General features: G+C 61.3%; 16 protein-coding genes and 1 pseudogene. 10 read left to right on the top strand and 7 right to left on the bottom strand.

Annotated elements, in window-relative coordinates; all coding sequences use genetic code 11:
* Nucleotides 1-358: 358 nt before the first annotated feature.
* The 3 genes from ILT44_RS11780 to ILT44_RS31890 all read left to right on the top strand — a co-directional run bounded on the left by ILT44_RS11780 (nucleotide 359) and on the right by ILT44_RS31890 (nucleotide 1,399).
* The gene (locus ILT44_RS11780; protein ID WP_204239775.1) at nucleotides 359-673 is read left to right on the top strand and encodes a helix-turn-helix domain-containing protein; all 315 of its coding nucleotides are present in this window, start codon (nucleotides 359-361) and stop codon (nucleotides 671-673) included.
* Between the two features lie 94 nt (nucleotides 674-767).
* A complete protein-coding gene (locus ILT44_RS11775; protein ID WP_204239774.1) occupies nucleotides 768-1,013 on the top strand; it encodes a type II toxin-antitoxin system Phd/YefM family antitoxin in 246 nt (81 codons plus the stop codon).
* Nucleotides 1,013-1,399, top strand: a complete 387-nt coding sequence (locus tag ILT44_RS31890) for a type II toxin-antitoxin system VapC family toxin (protein ID WP_239468121.1) — start codon at nucleotides 1,013-1,015, stop codon at nucleotides 1,397-1,399. Before ILT44_RS11775 ends, ILT44_RS31890 begins: the two co-directional genes overlap by 1 nt.
* On the opposite strand, the gene ILT44_RS11770 is transcribed toward ILT44_RS31890, so the two are convergent.
* Together ILT44_RS11770 and ILT44_RS11765 are read right to left on the bottom strand one after the other, a co-directional pair.
* Complete coding sequence (locus tag ILT44_RS11770; RefSeq protein ID WP_204239773.1) at nucleotides 1,347-1,751, bottom strand: hypothetical protein; 405 nt, start codon at nucleotides 1,749-1,751, stop codon at nucleotides 1,347-1,349. The two genes, ILT44_RS31890 and ILT44_RS11770, sit on opposite strands and share 53 nt — an antisense overlap.
* Nucleotides 1,752-2,572: 821 nt before the next feature.
* Nucleotides 2,573-3,292, bottom strand: a complete 720-nt coding sequence (locus ILT44_RS11765; protein WP_204239772.1) for a hypothetical protein — start codon at nucleotides 3,290-3,292, stop codon at nucleotides 2,573-2,575.
* Nucleotides 3,293-3,423: 131 nt separating this feature from the next.
* On the opposite strand from ILT44_RS11765, the gene ILT44_RS11760 reads away from it, so the two are divergent.
* Nucleotides 3,424-4,284 (top strand): hypothetical protein, encoded by an 861-nt coding sequence (locus ILT44_RS11760; protein ID WP_204239771.1) that lies wholly within the window; start codon nucleotides 3,424-3,426, stop codon nucleotides 4,282-4,284.
* A 5-nt stretch (nucleotides 4,285-4,289) separates the two neighbouring features.
* On the opposite strand, the gene ILT44_RS11755 is transcribed toward ILT44_RS11760, so the two are convergent.
* Nucleotides 4,290-4,709 carry a hypothetical protein gene (locus ILT44_RS11755; RefSeq protein WP_204239770.1) on the bottom strand — a complete coding sequence of 140 codons (420 nt, stop codon included), beginning with the start codon at nucleotides 4,707-4,709 and terminating at the stop codon, nucleotides 4,290-4,292.
* A 552-nt stretch (nucleotides 4,710-5,261) separates the two neighbouring features.
* Here ILT44_RS11755 and ILT44_RS11750 point away from each other — a divergent pair.
* Nucleotides 5,262-6,671, top strand: a complete 1,410-nt coding sequence (locus tag ILT44_RS11750) for a site-specific integrase (RefSeq protein WP_204239769.1) — start codon at nucleotides 5,262-5,264, stop codon at nucleotides 6,669-6,671.
* A gap of 449 nt (nucleotides 6,672-7,120) precedes the next feature.
* On the opposite strand, the gene ILT44_RS31885 is transcribed toward ILT44_RS11750, so the two are convergent.
* The 4 genes from ILT44_RS31885 to ILT44_RS11730 all read right to left on the bottom strand — a co-directional run bounded on the left by ILT44_RS31885 (nucleotide 7,121) and on the right by ILT44_RS11730 (nucleotide 9,868).
* Entirely contained in the window at nucleotides 7,121-7,555 is a 435-nt protein-coding gene (locus ILT44_RS31885) for a CHASE3 domain-containing protein (protein WP_372441154.1), read from the bottom strand.
* Nucleotides 7,461-7,769, bottom strand: coding sequence for a hypothetical protein (locus tag ILT44_RS11740; RefSeq protein WP_204239767.1), 309 nt, complete (start codon nucleotides 7,767-7,769; stop codon nucleotides 7,461-7,463). The genes ILT44_RS31885 and ILT44_RS11740 overlap by 95 nt, the downstream gene beginning before the upstream one ends.
* A 448-nt stretch (nucleotides 7,770-8,217) precedes the next feature.
* Nucleotides 8,218-9,441 (bottom strand): IS701 family transposase, encoded by a 1,224-nt coding sequence (locus ILT44_RS11735; RefSeq protein ID WP_204239766.1) that lies wholly within the window; start codon nucleotides 9,439-9,441, stop codon nucleotides 8,218-8,220.
* Nucleotides 9,442-9,547: 106 nt separating this feature from the next.
* Nucleotides 9,548-9,868: a hypothetical protein gene (locus tag ILT44_RS11730; protein WP_204239765.1), complete on the bottom strand. Its 321-nt coding sequence runs from the start codon at nucleotides 9,866-9,868 to the stop codon at nucleotides 9,548-9,550.
* Between the two features lie 531 nt (nucleotides 9,869-10,399).
* On the opposite strand from ILT44_RS11730, the gene ILT44_RS11725 reads away from it, so the two are divergent.
* From ILT44_RS11725 to pflA, 5 genes and pseudogenes are all read left to right on the top strand, one after another.
* On the top strand, nucleotides 10,400-10,801 hold the full coding sequence (locus tag ILT44_RS11725; RefSeq protein ID WP_204239764.1) for a response regulator: 402 nt from the start codon (nucleotides 10,400-10,402) through the stop codon (nucleotides 10,799-10,801).
* A 378-nt stretch (nucleotides 10,802-11,179) separates the two neighbouring features.
* Nucleotides 11,180-11,452 (top strand): annotated as a pseudogene (locus ILT44_RS11720) (aldo/keto reductase); the annotation flags it as partial.
* A 331-nt stretch (nucleotides 11,453-11,783) separates the two neighbouring features.
* The gene (locus tag ILT44_RS11715; protein ID WP_204239762.1) at nucleotides 11,784-13,430 is read left to right on the top strand and encodes an L-serine ammonia-lyase; all 1,647 of its coding nucleotides are present in this window, start codon (nucleotides 11,784-11,786) and stop codon (nucleotides 13,428-13,430) included.
* A 205-nt stretch (nucleotides 13,431-13,635) separates the two neighbouring features.
* Entirely contained in the window at nucleotides 13,636-15,858 is a 2,223-nt protein-coding gene (pflB, locus tag ILT44_RS11710) for a formate C-acetyltransferase (protein ID WP_204239761.1), read from the top strand.
* 11 nt (nucleotides 15,859-15,869) lie between these two features.
* Nucleotides 15,870-16,691, top strand: coding sequence for a pyruvate formate-lyase-activating protein (gene pflA, locus ILT44_RS11705; protein ID WP_204239760.1), 822 nt, complete (start codon nucleotides 15,870-15,872; stop codon nucleotides 16,689-16,691).
* Nucleotides 16,692-16,699 lie beyond the last annotated feature (8 nt).

The raw sequence follows: 16,699 nt of genomic DNA, 5'->3' as shown, positions 1-16,699 counted from the left end.
ACCTGCTCGACCGCTATGATGAGCTGCTCGCCACAAGGCTGATGGAGCGCCGCCCGCTGCAGAAGCTGCTGGCCCAGTGTCATTCGGCTCTGAACTTGAACCCCGCCACTGAGGAGACACAACCTTCTGAGTCAATTACATTCTTTTCTCAAAGTAGGAGGGTCACGGGCGGCGCCGATTGTGACCCCTTCACTCTGGCAAATTGTTCCGAATGTTCAGGAGTTTGCGTCTGTTCTGGCAGGGGTCAGGATTTCCGCGCCGATTTACAGACGGGATCAAATCGGAAGGATGGACGGCTTCAAGTCGGAACGGTGGACGGGATCAAATCGGAACCGGGGACGACTTCAAGTCGGTACACATGGACGGATTGCGTCGGTATCCGCAGCGCCTGTCATATGTTCTCAGCACGCGCAAGACTCTTGAGGATCTCCGGTCTACCCCGCCCGCTGCCGAGGAGAAACTGGCGCGCTCCGCCGCAGCGCGTGCTGGTCGCCGGACTTGCCAGCGCACAGGTCTCAGTCAGGCCAAATTCGCAGAACGGTTTCGGATTAACGTCGCCCGCCGGAAGGATTGGGAGCAGGGCCGGTTCATGCCGGATACAGTGGCCCTCGCCTACCTGAAAGTGATCGAAACGGATCCCAAGGCAGTGGCGCGGGCGCTTGACGCTGCTTAGGCGCCGAACCGGAGAGGGCCAGAGGCTCCAAGCCTGCGAGATGCACAGCCGGGCAAAAGACTGAATCAACTGAACGAAGTTCAAGAGAGGCGCGATGCAGATCGTTACCATCCATGAAGCCAAGACACACTTGTCACGGCTCATCGAAAAGGCGGCACGCGGGGAAGCGTTTGTGATCGCCAAGGCGGGCAAACCCCTCGTCAAGGTTACAGCGCTGGAGGCCCCGGCGGCAGGACAAAGCCGCCGGCTTGGCTTCCTGGCGGGGCAAATCTCCGTGCCAGACGACTTCGACCAGATGGGCAGCGCGGAAATAGAACACCTGTTCAGGGGTCAGATCTGATGAAGGTGTTGCGGGGCACGCATCTCCTGCTATGGGCGGCTGGCGATCCCGATCGGCTCCCAAGCGCAGCAAGGCCATTTCTGGACGATCTCCAGAATGAACTGCTGTTCAGTCCGGCAAGCCTGTGGGAGATCGCCATCAAGAGGGGGCTTGAGCGTCCGGACGTCCGTGTTGGCCCGCGGCTCCTGCGGCGCGGTCTTCTGGACAACGGCTATGTTGAACTTCCGATCCCAAGTGTCCACGCCGTAGAAGTTGAGGCCCTTCCTCCCATTCACATGGATCCCTTTGACCGGATCCTTGTGGCCCAATCGATGGTCGAATGTATTCTGCTTCTCACATCGGATGCGATCGTGACTCGCTATCCGGGTCCTGTGCACCTCGTTTGATGCGCCCCATGAGCCCGCCGTACCAGGGGTTGAGCGCACCATGATCACAGCCAGCAAACGTGCTGCCAGCCGCCTTGAGCCTCTCCAGGGACAGGAGTTGTTCGGTCTCTGGTGTCACCAAGGACCCGCTGAGACCGCCAAACGCCACCTCGAAATGGTCCCAGAGCAAGGCAAGGTTCCTGGCGGTTGTGTCCTGATGGTCCACCCCAAGGCTCTGGACATCTTGGAGGAGGCTCCACACGGGATCGAGCTCCTCCATCGGCTCCATCTTGGGAACCGGGAGGAACGGCAGCAGGGCCTGGGCTTTTGAGCGCACAGCGGGCCGGACGCGCTCCCACCGCGCTGCGGTCATGGATCGACCCACCCGGACAAAAGCGAGAACGGCTTGATCGAGCGCGCCAACGAGCCGGACCGGCGTGGAACGATTTCCCGCCCACCGCCCTTCGACCCGCTCCCAGCGCGGCTGACAGGGTGCAAAGAATTGCTCAAGCCGGTGTCTGGATCGGGTTGTGGGTTGCCCGTTGGCATCCCAAAAGAAGCCGGAACCACTCAGATGCGAGGGAGAACCACTCCTTGGTAACGTCATCTGGGCTGCAAATGACTGTTGCCACCCGGCAGATGGCCCCAAATCAGCCCACATTTACCTGTTAAGCAGTATTATTTAGAAGAAAACAGATAGCCGTTTCAAGACCTTACTAGTCAAAACTGAGATAATCTCACATTCTTAAAGTAATATTGTAGTAAGGGCCGCGTCCAGTATTATCGATCAACTGGGTTCGCGGCCCATAGCCCATAGTGCCCCTACGGGAAAGCTAGCGGTATCTGATTTGGGCCTCAACAGGCAATCACGACCTCACCGACTCGTTCTATCTCTTAGGTAGTAGCCAATAAGAGCTCAGAGGCAGCGTAGCTTTAGCCCTGGCGTGTTGCTAGTTTGCATCCACGACCCCTGATTTGCCCCTACGGGTCGGACCTTGGAGCACCCCTGTTGACGAGAGGGCGCTTCTTTTTTGTGAAACAGACAAAGGGCTCCCCTCGGAAGCCGACGGATCGTCCAGGGTTTTCCGTTCCGGCCGCTCGTGACCATGTTCAATGCTTCCGCGATCTTCTCGCGTTCGAGAGAATCTCCATTGGGGAGCCAGAATACCGGCCCGCGCTGGACGCCTATGCCCACTATGGCAAAGAACGACATCCGGCAAATCTCAACAAAGGCGCCTGTTTCGCCTCTGCGTGCACGAAGAGCCGCAAGGCCAAGCTCCTGTTCATCGGCGAGGCGCGGACCGTACACTTCCGGTACGGGGGGTCATTGATATCAGTGATGAACTGGTCCTCGTCGCGGATCTCCTCGCGGAGGGAACAGCGGTGTCCGTTAGGGGCAATCATCCGAAGAGCCCCCCGGAATGCCTGGACAGCCGTCTGAGCCTCTTCGGTCTTGGCGGCCAGCCTGATCATCTCACGGTCTTGCCGAACCATGATCACGATTACGGCTGGTCGGCCCTCGGGCAGCTCGGATTCCATGTCCACCCTGCCCATGAAGGCGGCGACCCGTTCGTCGGTGTTAGCCCCCGTATCCCAAAGCACGACCTCACCGTTTTCAAATCCCCGGAGCGTGCTCTCGAACCCTTCGCTCAGGGCCTTGTCGTCGGCTTCCGTATCGCTCCGGAGTTCGGCCGAGGTGGGGATGTCGACGGATGTCACGGTTACATGACGCCGGGCATGGCGCCGCTGCTCATCGAGCTCGATGATGCGCGTCAGGACACCGGTCAGGGTGAGCGCGGTGCAGGTGAGGCTCGTGGCCGTGGTCTTGCCCGCCCCTCCCGAGGTGCCGACAGAGACGATCAGGCTCGGCGGCGAGGTCGTGATCGGCGCCTCACGGCGCAAGAAGCTCTGCATCTTTCGTATCTCCTCTTGGACTAACGCAACTCATGTCTAGCAAAGTGCTAGACAAGATCGCTCTTGTCAAGCTGTGGCCGTTGAGGCGATAGCCCTCGGTTAACGACGGCCTAACGATCAGGAGTTCATCAATGGACCGGAGTGAGCCCTGGGAATCGATTGCGCGCCGCACCGTCACGCGCCTCGAACGTGCCGGACACGGGCAGCATCGGGCTATCCTCGATGAAATCGCCCGCGAGACCGGCTACGTGGCCTCGTCTGTGCGCTCGATGGTGACGGTCCTTCGCTTTCTGGAGTCTCTTGAGACCAATGACCCTGACCTCGCGGCGCGTGCCAGAAGTCTAAGTTATATCGTGCTTGCGATCATCGAGCGGTGGTGGAGCCACGATCCGGACGGCGCCCGGGAGGCCCTCGCGTCGTTTCTCGACTTTCCGAAAAATGTCAGAGACCTGGCAGAGCGTGAGAAAGCCGCGCGGCGCCGGACATGGCCGGTCGCAGCAGGCCCCGGCGATATCCCGGTTGAAGTGCCAGTGAACTCCATCGTGGTCCTGTCGCAAGGTGCCACGCCAAGGATCCGGGCGCCCGGGCGGGCCTCTCTGCTCTCGGTTCTGCAGCACCATCGTTTCATCCGCGACGACCGCCCGTTGCATGACGGCAGCCGAACCCGAACCCGGTCTTGGGAGGGACAGCACCTGGCGTGGGCGGCGGCGGATGATCTGTGGCGCCGGCGCAAAGTCGGCGCTGTCGGCTATGTCGGCACCCGTCCGGCAATCGCCGCTTTCGAAGTCAGGTCGCCAAGCAGCCTCGATCTCCTTCGTGAGCGAGCGCCGGAACTGATTCTGCGCGGGCACGGCCTGCGCAGCGCCGTCGATTGCGTCCTGCTCATCCTGCCCGACGCGAAGGCGGCCGAGGTCTTCGACCGCATCGACCTGGGAGAGCCCTACGTCAACGGGCGCCGCGAGGTTTGGTGGCTCTACCGCGATCCCGTATGAGTTCCTCAGTACGAGCCGGGCTGGCCGTACTTTGACGCCCGTTCCTTGATCCGTGCGAGCTGCTCGCGGCGGTCTTCGCCATGAGGCGCCGCGACAGGGCCGGGCCGGGTGTCCTGAACCCTGTCAGCTGGAGGCAACGGCGTCGGACCGGCTGCAACTGACGCGCCCTGGGATGCCCCGATCCAGGCTTTCCGGGCCCGTGTCGTACCACGGCGCAGTGCGCTGCGGGTGACGCTCGGCGCGGTCTCGCGGGTCAGGTGGAGAACATGCTCGAAGATCTTTTCGGCGGTGTACCCCTCAGACCGGGGCGCGTCGAGCGCCCCGATATGTTTGTGCATCACGCGCGCAACAACCTTCGGGCCCAGTGGGCCGGACAGGTCTTTTGCGATCAGCTCCGCAAGCGTGACCGGATCGGGTGTGGACATCAAACCTCCTCTCGTCATGCGAATCCGCAACGGCCTCCGAGCATCGGCAAGGGACGCCTGGGATGAGGCCTCGCTGAGAAATTGACCCGGGCGCTTGATCATCCGTATGATGCACAGGGTCTGCAGCCGTCTCTAGCCCATTGCCTTTGGTCTATCTTGCTTGCGCAAATCCTCCGGGACTGCTCTGCAATGGGATGCAGCCGCACGACATCATAAGATAACAAACGACGCCATTCCACAAAATAAGACAACTCAGGACACATCAAGACATCCTTCTCGGCGCGATTGCCCCCGGACACACGGAGCTCCCGAACCGTCGCTCCTACGATCACGCAAATGTGAACATCGCCGGGGGGCTCGCAGCGCGCTGGCCCATGCCTCGCTTCCGAACTCTGATTCTCCAGGCGTTGAACCATGTTTGTCCCTTGCTCCGAGCAACGGCAGGCTAGGTGGTGTCCGAATTCGCTTGGTGCGATGCTGATCATCCGGTCTGCCGCACCTCTCACCGTGCTTTCGGACACTTGTGATGGAAACCGATAGAGGGGGTCAGGAATGGTCAATCGGACAGACGAGAGGGAGACCCGGAGCCGCCTTGGCGCGCCTTTGCCGCTTCAGCGCGGTCTCGCCGTCGGAAACTTCAAGGAGAGCACCGCGCCGGCACCGGCCGCCAGCGTGGCCGAGGCCTTCGCATTCGAGCACCCTGACCAAAGGTCGGCTCCGGCGGACGCCGCGATCTGCACCGATGAAGGCCTCTCGCCAAGGGAGCCGGCCAACCCCGCTCCCGGGCCTGTGGCCGGGACCCTGATCGTGATCCCGGAGACGAATGTCGCCCGCCGGATCGACCAAGCCCCTGTTCAGGCAACACCGAGGAGTAACGTGGGTGATCAGGCCGGGCCTGCGGTTGGTGACCGGCGCCGATCTCCGAACTCCCCGGACGCCAAGACCCGGACAGCCTACTCGGCCCGGGCCCAGAGACTGATGACGCGCTATCGGGATGGGGCTGTCGCGAAGGGTGAGGAGCGGCCCAGGCTCGCCGGCTTTGTCGACTGGCTGATCGGCAGGAAGCCGGAACTCGGCGCCGCCACATGGCGCCTGTACAAGGCGGCCGTTGTCTGGGAGCTCGGGGCCGCCCTTGCCATCTGCGAGGAGGCGGTGGACGAGGGTGAGAACACCGGGCGAGCGGCCTGTCGAATCCTGCAGCTGAGGGGAGCCCTCGAGCGGCTCCAGTGCGAGGGGCAGACAGGCGCGAAGACCCGCACGGACCGCACCTCCGCCACGAAGAGCAAAAGGTTTTCGCAACCGGCTCGGGACATGATCGAGAAGGCGCTTGTCGCGTCCAGATCCGGCTATGCCTCCCCGCTGAGGGATTATCTGCGAGCCGGCGTCCTGGCAGGTCTTCGCCCGCAGGAATGGCCCAGCGTCGAGTTCAGGCGGCCTCCGGACGGATGGGCGCTGGAGATGATGGTGCGCAACGCCAAGCATAACGAAACGCGCGGCAATGGCGAATACCGGACGCTTCGCTGGAGAAACCTCGGCGACGAGGACCGGCAGGCGCTGGTGCGGTGGGTCGATTACGCCAAGAACGCGCACCGGAACGGAACCTACGAGGTGCTGCTCGACGGCCTCTCGCGCCTCCTGCGTGATCTCTGCCGTGGTCTGTGGCCGCGGCGGAAGCTGCACCACACCCTCTACTCCTGCCGGCACGAATTCGCGGCCCAGGTCAAGGCCGCTCATAGCGATCCTGCAACATTAGCGGCCTTGATGGGGCACGCGTCCGACGCAACCGCCACCAACCATTACGGACGCCCCCGCCGGGGTGGGGAGAAGGTGACGATTTCGCTGCCGGAGCCTGATCCGCAGGAAGCCGCGATGGTCCGCAGGAGGCTCGCCCCCCAGCTGGCGAGAATGCATGCGCATCGTGTGCGGGCCGCCGGCGATGCTTTGTCTGCCGGGTTCCCCTGAAGCGGCGGCTGATGGTTGGGTCTCTGCCTCGAAGCCCTGCCCCGGCGGCTCGGGTCCCCATGCGTGCGTTAAAGCAACCGGCCACGCGCTCGTGGGCCTGGAAGTCTACAATCGACACTCCGCTTGCCTCGGAGCGGGCGGGGTGTCGACGGGCCTCAGTGCCAGTGCCGGCGTCCTCAAGCTCAGCGGCCAGCGCGGCAAACATCCGAGACGCCGCAGGTCGGCCGGGCTGGAGCTTGTTGACCGGCAAGCCCGTCGGCGCCTTTCATTCTGACATCATCAGTTTTAGGGCTCGACCGCCTTCGCCGGAACACCTGCCGCGGCTACTCGCGCGGCCCGATCCTGCCGGACAGGGTCGCTGCCGTTGGTTTCCTCTCCCGACCGGCAGGCATTTTGGCGACGTTATCCCGAGCGGGCCAAGGCTTTTGCCCTTTGGTCACTGACTGGGGCTAGCGGGCTCTTGAAGATCTAAGCCAATGGCAAGGCACCATACTCCCCGCATCGCTGCTGATCGGCAGGTCGCACGGAAGTCCTGGCTGACAGGCCTGACCGACGTACTGCCGCAGCGTGTCCATCGTCGCCTTTGTCGCGTCCAGATAAATGCGTTGGTCTGCTCCACCGAGGCTGCCGGACCGTGTTGCCTCGATCATCTTGGCGATCTCAGCCTTGAAGTGGGCAGCCAGGGTCGAAACGGTTCGCGTCCCCGGCGGGCCGCCGGTTGTCTCGGCCACGAAACGATCAAGCTTTTTGGGTGTCTCCTTGTGATCCTCAAGAACCTGCAATCCGACGCTATAGGGTTGAAGGTATTCCGGCTGTAAGGACAGAGCGAAGCCCCGCGCCCGTCTCGATGTCAAGCAGCGCGAGCTGAACCGTCCGGATCTCACGGGTTTCGAGCCGTAGCGCCAGGAGGCTCCGCTGGGTGTGGGTCATGTAGACAAAGGCTGTGATGGTGGCTCCGACCGTCAGGGTGATCACCGATGCAACAAGAAGCGACAGCTTCACCGCCGTCGGGGGGCGGTCCACCTCCAATAGCCCGATGCTCCGCAAGAGCGTCGCTCTCAAGCCAGTCTGAAAGAGTTTCGGACGTTCGCGTGACATGTCTTGCCTGCTCGGAGGATAACGGCCCGGAGACATTGTCATCCTTTCAGAACTTGGCTTGGCTAGCTGCTGCCCTGTAATGACGGCCGGCTCAATCCCTTTCACGCGAGTCGAGCCGCTTGCGCGCATCCTGCACCATGAAGTGCCAATGCTGCTCCACGTCCTGCTCGATCAGTTCCCTCCGCCTCTCATCGGGCATGCTGGAGTACCACCTGGAACGTTGAATTGTCTCGCGTAGCAGCGCTCGTGCCTCTGCTTCAACCTTCTCGTCATGGATCGTTGCCATGCTCCCCCCGAATCAGGCCACGTCCTATCCTCACCCGCCCCGGCTTTGCCGAAAACTCTTTTTCGCAGCCGATCCAAGGCAGATTCTGGCTTTGGTTTGGCTCAAAGCGCTGTGGAGGAAGGCCGCCTTTCACTAACGGGCTCTGAGCTCGACTTTGGCCAATCAGGCGGCATGGCAGAGTGCATTGATCAAGCACTGGTGAAGAGCCCGCGGAGGTTTTGACGTTTTGCGCCTGTGCCGGGACATGACTAAACCCGTTTCACACCAGATGTGCCGCCGCACGGCCGCGAGAGAATCCGAGAAGGTCGGATGCGACTTGCGGTACCAGCTATCGCTGAGAACAGCCGTTCGGGCACGCTGACCGAGTTGGCCGGCCAGCAGGGTCACGATCGAGAACAGGCCGAGCAAGCAGGGCGTGGTGCGGGCCACGGCGGGGTCCGACCATTGCCGCTGGGTCTCCACACCAAGATGGGCGCGCGCCTCCTGGAACGTGACCTCGATCTGCCAGCGCAGGATGAACCAGCGGATGACCTGCAGCGGATCCTGCGCGGGATCGGTGCACAGCAGCGCCTGGGGTGAGAAGCGCCCGAGGGGGTCGCGCAGCAGCACCCAGCGGATCGGCACAATGGGCATCCCGCCATGACGCCACACCGCCGTCCCGGAGCAGAACTCGATCGTGCGATCCCCTTCGCCATACCAGCCCGACACCGTCACGCGTCGCCAACGCGTGCTCGTCCGCTTCAGCACCTCAGAAAGGTTCGGCAGGCGAGCGCCCTTGGTGCGGGGTCGGCCGCTTGTTCCGGGACGGCGTGGCGGAGCGGGCTCATAGAGAGCAGCATCCAGCCGCAGACGCGTGATGCAGATCACGCCGCGGCGGGACAAAGCGGCTAACAGCTCCAGGGCGGCAAAGCCCATGTCAGCCACCAGGATCAGCTCGCGCTCGGGCAGCCAACGGCGAGCCTGCAGCATCATCTGACGGGCCCAGTCGGTCAGCTTCTTGTGCCGTTTTCCATGCTCATGGCAGTACCGTTCAGAGGGCGCCAGGGCGGTGAGGAACGGCAGAGCCCAGGTCCGGGCCGCCCACGGGATCGGAGCCAGGAGCATGAGGCTGATCCAGCGCAGGCCTGACGCTTTGACGAAGTGAGCATCGGACGAGCGCACCGGATCGCGGTAGATGCCTTTGGCTTTGATGCGCCGGCCGCGGCGGCGCTCAATGGTGTCGTCGAGACCGAGGATCACCGGACCAGCTGGGACGAAGGTGTTGATCAGTAGGTCCAGCAACAACCGGGCCGCCTCGCGTGCGCTCCAGCGAGCGCGGCTCAGCACGCGATGATAGTTGACGAAGTGCCGCTCGCAACTGAGGCCGGTGCGATGATGACGTTGCAAATGTTGGTTTGAATGCTCCCCAGGTCTGCGCAGTTGCGCCGGTTGGGGGCTCATGCATCGCAAGAAGACCAGGCTCCTGAAACAATGTGTCGATGGGCGCCTGCCATCAGACGATGTCCGCATCCACGACCGAGCCAGCTTCGATAAAAGCCAGATTGGTGACGCTGGAGAACACGCTCAACGCATAGTGGAACGCGTCCTTTTCGGCAGTGCTCCAACCATCAAGTGATGCCTCTCCCAGCCTCGCTTCCAGCTCGACTGCATCGTCTTCATGGACAGCACTTGCCGCAGCCCAATCCGCCGCCTCTCCGAAATAGAACTTGATTGGACCGCTCGCCGGATCCCATGCTGCTCCGCCCCAGATAAGGGCATCGACATAGATGCTGCCGTAGCCTGATCCAGTCACCCCTGTACGAATGCTTGCCATACCGTGTCCCCCGACCGACGATATATCCGATTATTTTCATAACAGATCGTAAAGCCGTGACCTTGAAGACCGTAAGCAACTGTACTGTTTAAGTTTAGGGCTGAGCCGCCATAAGGCCATCGTAATCCAGGGGGATGGACAGCACCCGGCGCACTGGATGTAGATCAAGGGATCGTCGATCCCGTCAGGCTGATGCAGGCGCATAACATTGGTAAATTTGGGATAGGCGGATCGCTCTGGTTCAAGAGGCTCTGGCAGGCTCATCCTCCTCGATATCCGGTCCCTGTGACATCGTCATCATATTTCGCTATCTGCCGGGTGGAGTCGCCTTGATTGAGCAAGGCAGGATCAGACGATAGGCCATTCAGAGCCGTCGCTTGCAACATTGGCTGCAAGTCACATATGTTCCAGCCCGAACCGGTCAGGGCCTTCTTGGGAATAGTCCAGCTTCGATCCCGAAATCGTCGATTGCGGACAATTGTTACGAGCAAGGCCGACCGCCTATCCAGCCAGTCCGGAGCGAACCGCCCCATGAGCAATTCGTCCTGTCAGCCGCCTATCACGGTCTTACTCGTGGATGATGAGGTGATTGTCCGGGTCCCGACCGCTCAGCTTTTAGAGCACAAAGGTGGCCTTCAAGTAATTGAAGCGTCACGGGCAGATGAGGCGCTCATGTGTCTCAACAAGAGACCAGAAATTCAAGGTCTGATTACGGAAGTTCGAATTCCAGGAGCGCTGAACGGTTTTGCTCTGGCACGAGTCGTGAGTGAGCGTTGGCCGCACATCGCTGTAGTAATAACATCACACCAACAAGAGCCCGAATCAGGAGAGATTCCGGACGGGTCAGTTTACCTGCAGAAGCCCTACCGCTCTGAAAGGCTCATCAATACGATCAAGCCTTTGATTTCCAGATCAAAGGCCTCTTCAATCTGAAGATGTAAGACTCGTTTGTTTGATGCGGGAATGATCGTCCGTTCGTCCGAACCGGGCTGCTGGGCTTGGAGACATGGGGTTGCGCATCAATGGTCTGCCTCCTGAAAAATGATCCTCCCTGAAGTATTGCTTTTGAGCCGAAGGAGGACTGAAGATGGGCAAGAAGAGGCACACAGCGGGAGAGATTGTTTCCAAGCTGTTGGGGTAGACGGCCCCCTTACGGCATCGCTGTGCCAGAATGAGGTCGCTGCTGATCTCAAATATAGGAGACCGTCCGCGGACCAGATTATTCGCATCGGGATAGACACGTCAAAGCACGTCTTCCAGCTGCACGGCGTGAACGCTGCTGAAAAGCCGATCCTGCGCAGGAAGGGCGCCATCAAAGCCCATGCCGAGAGCTGCGGGATCACTCCGGGATAGTTCGCGGTAGCCCGGGTGTTGAACAGTCGGCTCGTCACAGGCGTGATCAGCGGTCCGCGGACCGAGGAGCAGTGGGACGACTACGTGAAAGCACTCGACTATCGCCTCCCCGCCGAGGATGAAGCCCTCGTCGACAGCCTCGTGGCCACGGGCCATCTTTCGACTCCCGGATACAACGATCCAGCCTATTCCATCGAAGGGCGAGTGCCTCGGACGGCAAGCTTGGACTAGCAGTTGCAGCGCAGGGGCGGATAAACGAGGATGGGTGGTGTGGGCAGTCGGGCACGAACCGGTCTCCCCTGCCCTTTCACTGATCTGTATCAGCAGGCTCCGGTGCCGCCCGAGGTCAACATCATCAAGCTCGCTGGCGGTTCTTCCGTGCCGGCAATCCAGAACAGAGCGGCTCAAACTGTCAAGGGATTGTCCCTTTCGATCAAGCACGTTCGCCCGCCCCTCCTACGATGATGCCCGAAGGACGAAGGAATCCTTCGATCAATAATAAGGGCGGAGACGCCCCCCTGGTTCTTTCGTGTCTCCGTACCTCGAACAGGAGGACGCGCTCATGACTCGCTCCAGCCAGGATGACGAACCGCTTCCGCTCATGCCTGAACCGTCCAGCCTGCCAGAGGGGATTGACCGTCGAGCGTTCCTCATGCGCAATGCCGCCATTGGGGCCGCGGCCGTGATGACCGGCACGACCTGGGCTCCCGAGGCCCGCGCGCAGCAGGCCGCTACGGAAGCTGCCGCACAGCGATCTGCGAAGGCGGCCGCAGGAGGCGATGCCGGTCTCAAGATGAGCTCCGCTCTTTCCCCCGATCTTGAAGTCGTCAAGACATCGAAAGGCCCGGTCATGACCGTGGCAGACGAGTTCTACAAGGTCGGCCCCGGCCCTTCGAGTTCGCACACGATTGGGCCGATGCGCATCACCTACGACTTCTACCAGCGTTGCGCGAAGCTGCCAGCCGACCAGCTGGCGCAGGCCACCAGTCTCAAAGTGAATTTGTTCGGCAGCCTGAGCGCCACCGGCAAGGGCCATGGCACCGAGCGTGCATCGCTGGCTGGTTTGGTGGGCAAGGAACCGGCTACCGTCGACCCGCGCTTCCTGGACGAAATGATCGCAAAGCCGCAACAAACCTATCCCGTTCAGCTTGGCGGCAAGACGCTCAATCTCTCGTTGGCCGACATCATCTATGATGCGCCGAAAGGCGATTTCCCGCACCCGAACACCATGACCTGCAGGCTCATGGCGGGCGATAAGGTGCTCCTTGAACAGGAGTACTATTCGGTCGGCGGCGGCTTTATTGAATGGAAGGGCTACGAACCGCCCAAGAAGGGGCAGCCGAAATATCCCTACGCGACAATGAAGGAGCTGCGCCAGCACGCCGAGAAGAACAACCTCTCGGTTGCCCAGGTCGTGATGGCGAACGAGATGGCCGTGTCCGGAAAGAGCGAGGAGCAGATCAACGCCTTCCTGGACAAGATCGCCAACGCGATGATCGCCACCGTGAAGACCGGCCTGTCCTACAAGGATGATGTTCTGCCTGGGCCGATCAAGCTCCACTCAAAGGCGGCGACGGTCTGGGAGCGGGCGATGAACGACACCTATTTAAGCGACCGCGCGATCGGCTTGGTTTCGGCCTGCGCGCTGGCTGCCTCAGAGGAGAATGCCCGCGGTCATCTGGTCATCACCGCACCGACCGGTGGCTCCGCAGGCGTGATGCCGGCCATCGTGTATGCCCTCACCCAGAGCGATCGATCCGTTCCCATGGACAAGATCCGGGAGGGGCTTCTGGCCGGCGCTGCCGTCGGCTACCTGTGCAAGCACAACGCGACGCTGGCCGCGGCGGAAGGTGGGTGCCAAGCAGAAATCGGTGTCGCATCGGCCATGGCCGCAGCCCTGATCACACAGGTCATGAACAGCCCGCCGAATGTGATCGAGAACGCAGCCGAGTCGGCTCTCGAACATCACTTGGGAATGACCTGCGATCCAGTCGCTGGATACGTGCAGGTCCCCTGCATCGAGCGCTGCGCCTTCGGTGCCGTAAAGGCCTGGGCAGCTGCCATGATCGCGACCAACGAAATCGCAAGCAGACATCGGGTTGATCTCGATACAACGATCAAGACACTCGCCGACACCGCCCGGGACATGAACCCTAAATACAAGGAAACGAGCGAGGCCGGGCTGGCGCAAAATCTGACTCTCTGCTGAGCCGCTCTGCCATCGCTCCAGCGGTGCGCGATCAAGGATGCGTTGAACCAACATCCCATGACTATCATGGGAGGAGGCCGCCATGCCCGATGAAGCTATTGCTGCTCAGACGTCCACGGATTCTCCGAAGCAAGATTCAAAGCCTCGTCGGGCAGGCGCCTCTCCACCATCCGATCAGATCGATGGATCGGATACGGGAGGGTTCATGAGAGAGTGGATAGGCTTCGCGCCCGGACGGTGGCAACAAACCATCGACGTCCGCGATTTCATTCAGCGGAACGTCACACCCTATGACGGGGACGAAGGCTTCCTCGTGGAACCCAGCGAGCGGACAAAGGCGGTCTGGGATAAGCTGCAGCCCTACTTCAAAGAAGAGATCCGGAAGGGTGTTCTGGATGTCGACGCCAAAACCCCATCCTCGCTCACCGCACATGGCCCCGGCTATATCGACCGCGACAACGAGCTGATTGTCGGGCTGCAGACCGATGCGCCGTTCCGTCGAGCCATCATGCCATATGGCGGTTTGCGCATGGTCGAGGCCGGTTTGAAAGCGGCCGGAATCGAACCGGATCCCATCGTACATGATGTCTTTACAAAGTATCGCAAGACTCACAACGAGGGTGTCTTCGACGCCTATACCCCGGAGATCATGGCCTGTCGGCGCAGCCACATCATTACGGGCCTGCCAGATGCCTATGGCCGCGGACGGATCATCGGCGACTATCGCCGCGTGGCGTTGTACGGAACCGACAGGTTGCTGGCCGCCAAGAGGGCCGAGCGAGCCCTGCTCGACGCCAAGTGGCCGACGGACGACGTCATTCGGGAGCGGGAGGAGTTGGCCGAGCAGATGCGGGCTCTCACCGATCTGGCGACTATGGCTCAAAGCTATGGCTGCGACATCACGAAACCAGCGTCGAATGCGCGTGAAGCGGTGCAATGGACCTATTTCGGCTATCTCGGAGCCATCAAGGAAGCGAATGGCGCGGCCATGTCCATCGGCCGTGTTTCCTCCTTCCTCGACATCTATATCGAGCGCGACCTGAAGAGCGGCGCTCTTGATGAGGCCGGTGCGCAAGAGCTCATCGATCAATTTGTCCAAAAGCTCCGTATCGTGCGCTTCCTGCGCACGCCCGACTACGATGCGCTGTTCTCGGGGGATCCCTATTGGGCGACCGAGTGCGTCGGCGGCATGGATCTCAACGGGCGGCCTCTCGTCACTCGGACGAGTTTCCGCATGTTGCATACGCTGACGAATCTAGGCCCGGCCCCGGAGCCCAACATGACGGTGCTCTGGTCGAAGCAGCTCCCTGACGGCTTCAAGCGCTACTGCATCAAGCTCTCGGCAGAAACATCATCCATTCAGTACGAGAACGATGACCTCATGCGCCCGTACTGGGGTGACGATTACGGCATCGCATGCTGTGTGTCGGCTATGCGCATCGGCAATCAGATGCAGTTCTTCGGCGCGCGCGTCAATCTCGCAAAGTGCCTGCTCTATGCCATCAACGGCGGGAGGGACGAGGTCAGCGGCGACCAAGTAGGTCCTGCGGCAGCGCCAGTGACCGGCGATGTCCTCGACTATGATGATGTGGTGGCGAAGTTCGACACTATGATGGAGTGGCTGGCGCGGACCTATGTCCATGCCATGAACTGCATCCACTACATGCATGACAAGTACTACTACGAGCGCCTGGAAATGGCGCTGCATGACCAGCAGATCCTGCGTACGATGGCGTTCGGCATCGCCGGCCTGTCGGTGGTGGCCGACAGCCTTTCCGCGATCAAGCATGCGAAGGTCAAACCGATCCGCCGTGACGACGGGCTGGTCGTCAGTTACGAGATCACGGGCGATTACCCGCAATACGGCAACAATGACGATCGCGTCGACAGCATTGCAGCTGACCTCGTCTCCACCTTCATGAAAAAGATCCGCAAGCACCCTACTTATCGTAACGCGGTCCATACGCAGTCGGTGCTCACCATCACGAGCAATGTCGTCTATGGCAGGAACACGGGCGACACGCCCGATGGACGCAAGGCCGGCGAGCCTTTTGCCCCGGGCGCCAACCCGATGCATGGCCGTGACAGCCATGGATGGCTCGCTTCGTGCCTGTCGGTCGCCAAGCTTCCGTACGCGGATGCGCAGGACGGCATCAGCTACACGGTGTCGGTCACGCCGAGCTTCAATCGGCATGATCAGGGCGAGAAAATCTCGCAGGCTGTGAAGGTGCTCGACACCTATTGCGGCCAGGGCGGGTTCCACATGAACCTCAACGTTCTCAACCGCGATACGCTGATCGATGCAATGGAGCATCCGGACAAGTACCCGCAGCTGACGATCCGGGTCTCGGGCTATGCGGTCAACTTCGTGCGTCTCACCCGGGAGCAGCAGATGGACGTCATCGGCCGGACTTTTCATGGTGAGTGAGGCTTGACAACATGACGGACGAGCCCTGGGCCCACAGCCGGTACGCCCTGCAACAGGCGCGATCCCCGGACGCTCCGGAGACCGACACCTTCAACGATCCCCGAGGCGACTTCGGATGGATCCACTCCTACGAGACCGGGTCTACCGTGGACGGACCGGGCATCCGCGTGACGGTCTTCATGAGCGGCTGCCTGCTGCGATGCCTCTATTGCCATAATCCCGACACTTGGCACCTCAAGGACGGCACCCGTGTCTCGTTCGAGCGCGCGAGAACCGCGCTTCAGGCTTATGCCGCACCGCTACGGGCCATGGATGGCGGCCTGACGATATCGGGAGGAGAGCCGCTGGTCCAACTACACTTCACCAAGAGGCTCTTCGCAGCGGCCAAGGGCATGGAGTTGCACACAGCGCTGGACACCTCGGGCTTTCTCGGTGCCCGCGCTGACGACGAGTATCTGCGTTATGTCGATCTCGTGCTGCTCGACATCAAATCCTGGGACCCTGAAACCTATCGTCGCACCACGGGTCAGGACATACGTCCGACCATTCAATTCGCGGAGCGCTTGGCTGCTCTCGGTAAACCGGTCTGGGCGCGGTTTGTGTTGGTCCCAGGCCTGACTGACGATCCCGCCAATGTCGAGGGCATCGCCCGCTTCGTCGCACCGATGCGCAACGTGGAGTGGGTCGAGGTTCTCCCATTTCATCAGATGGGTACCTTCAAATGGAAGGCGATGGGTCTGAATTACGAGCTTTCCGATACTCCATCTCCCTCCCCTGATCTGGTGGCGCGGGTACTCGGTCAATTTCGGGATGCCGGCTGTCGTGCGAGGTGAAGGCTTCG

The sequence above is a fragment of the Microvirga arvi genome (assembly GCF_016892765.1).
GTDB classification, from domain to species: domain Bacteria; phylum Pseudomonadota; class Alphaproteobacteria; order Rhizobiales; family Beijerinckiaceae; genus Microvirga; species Microvirga arvi.
This window is presented reverse-complemented; position numbering and strand designations above follow the sequence as displayed.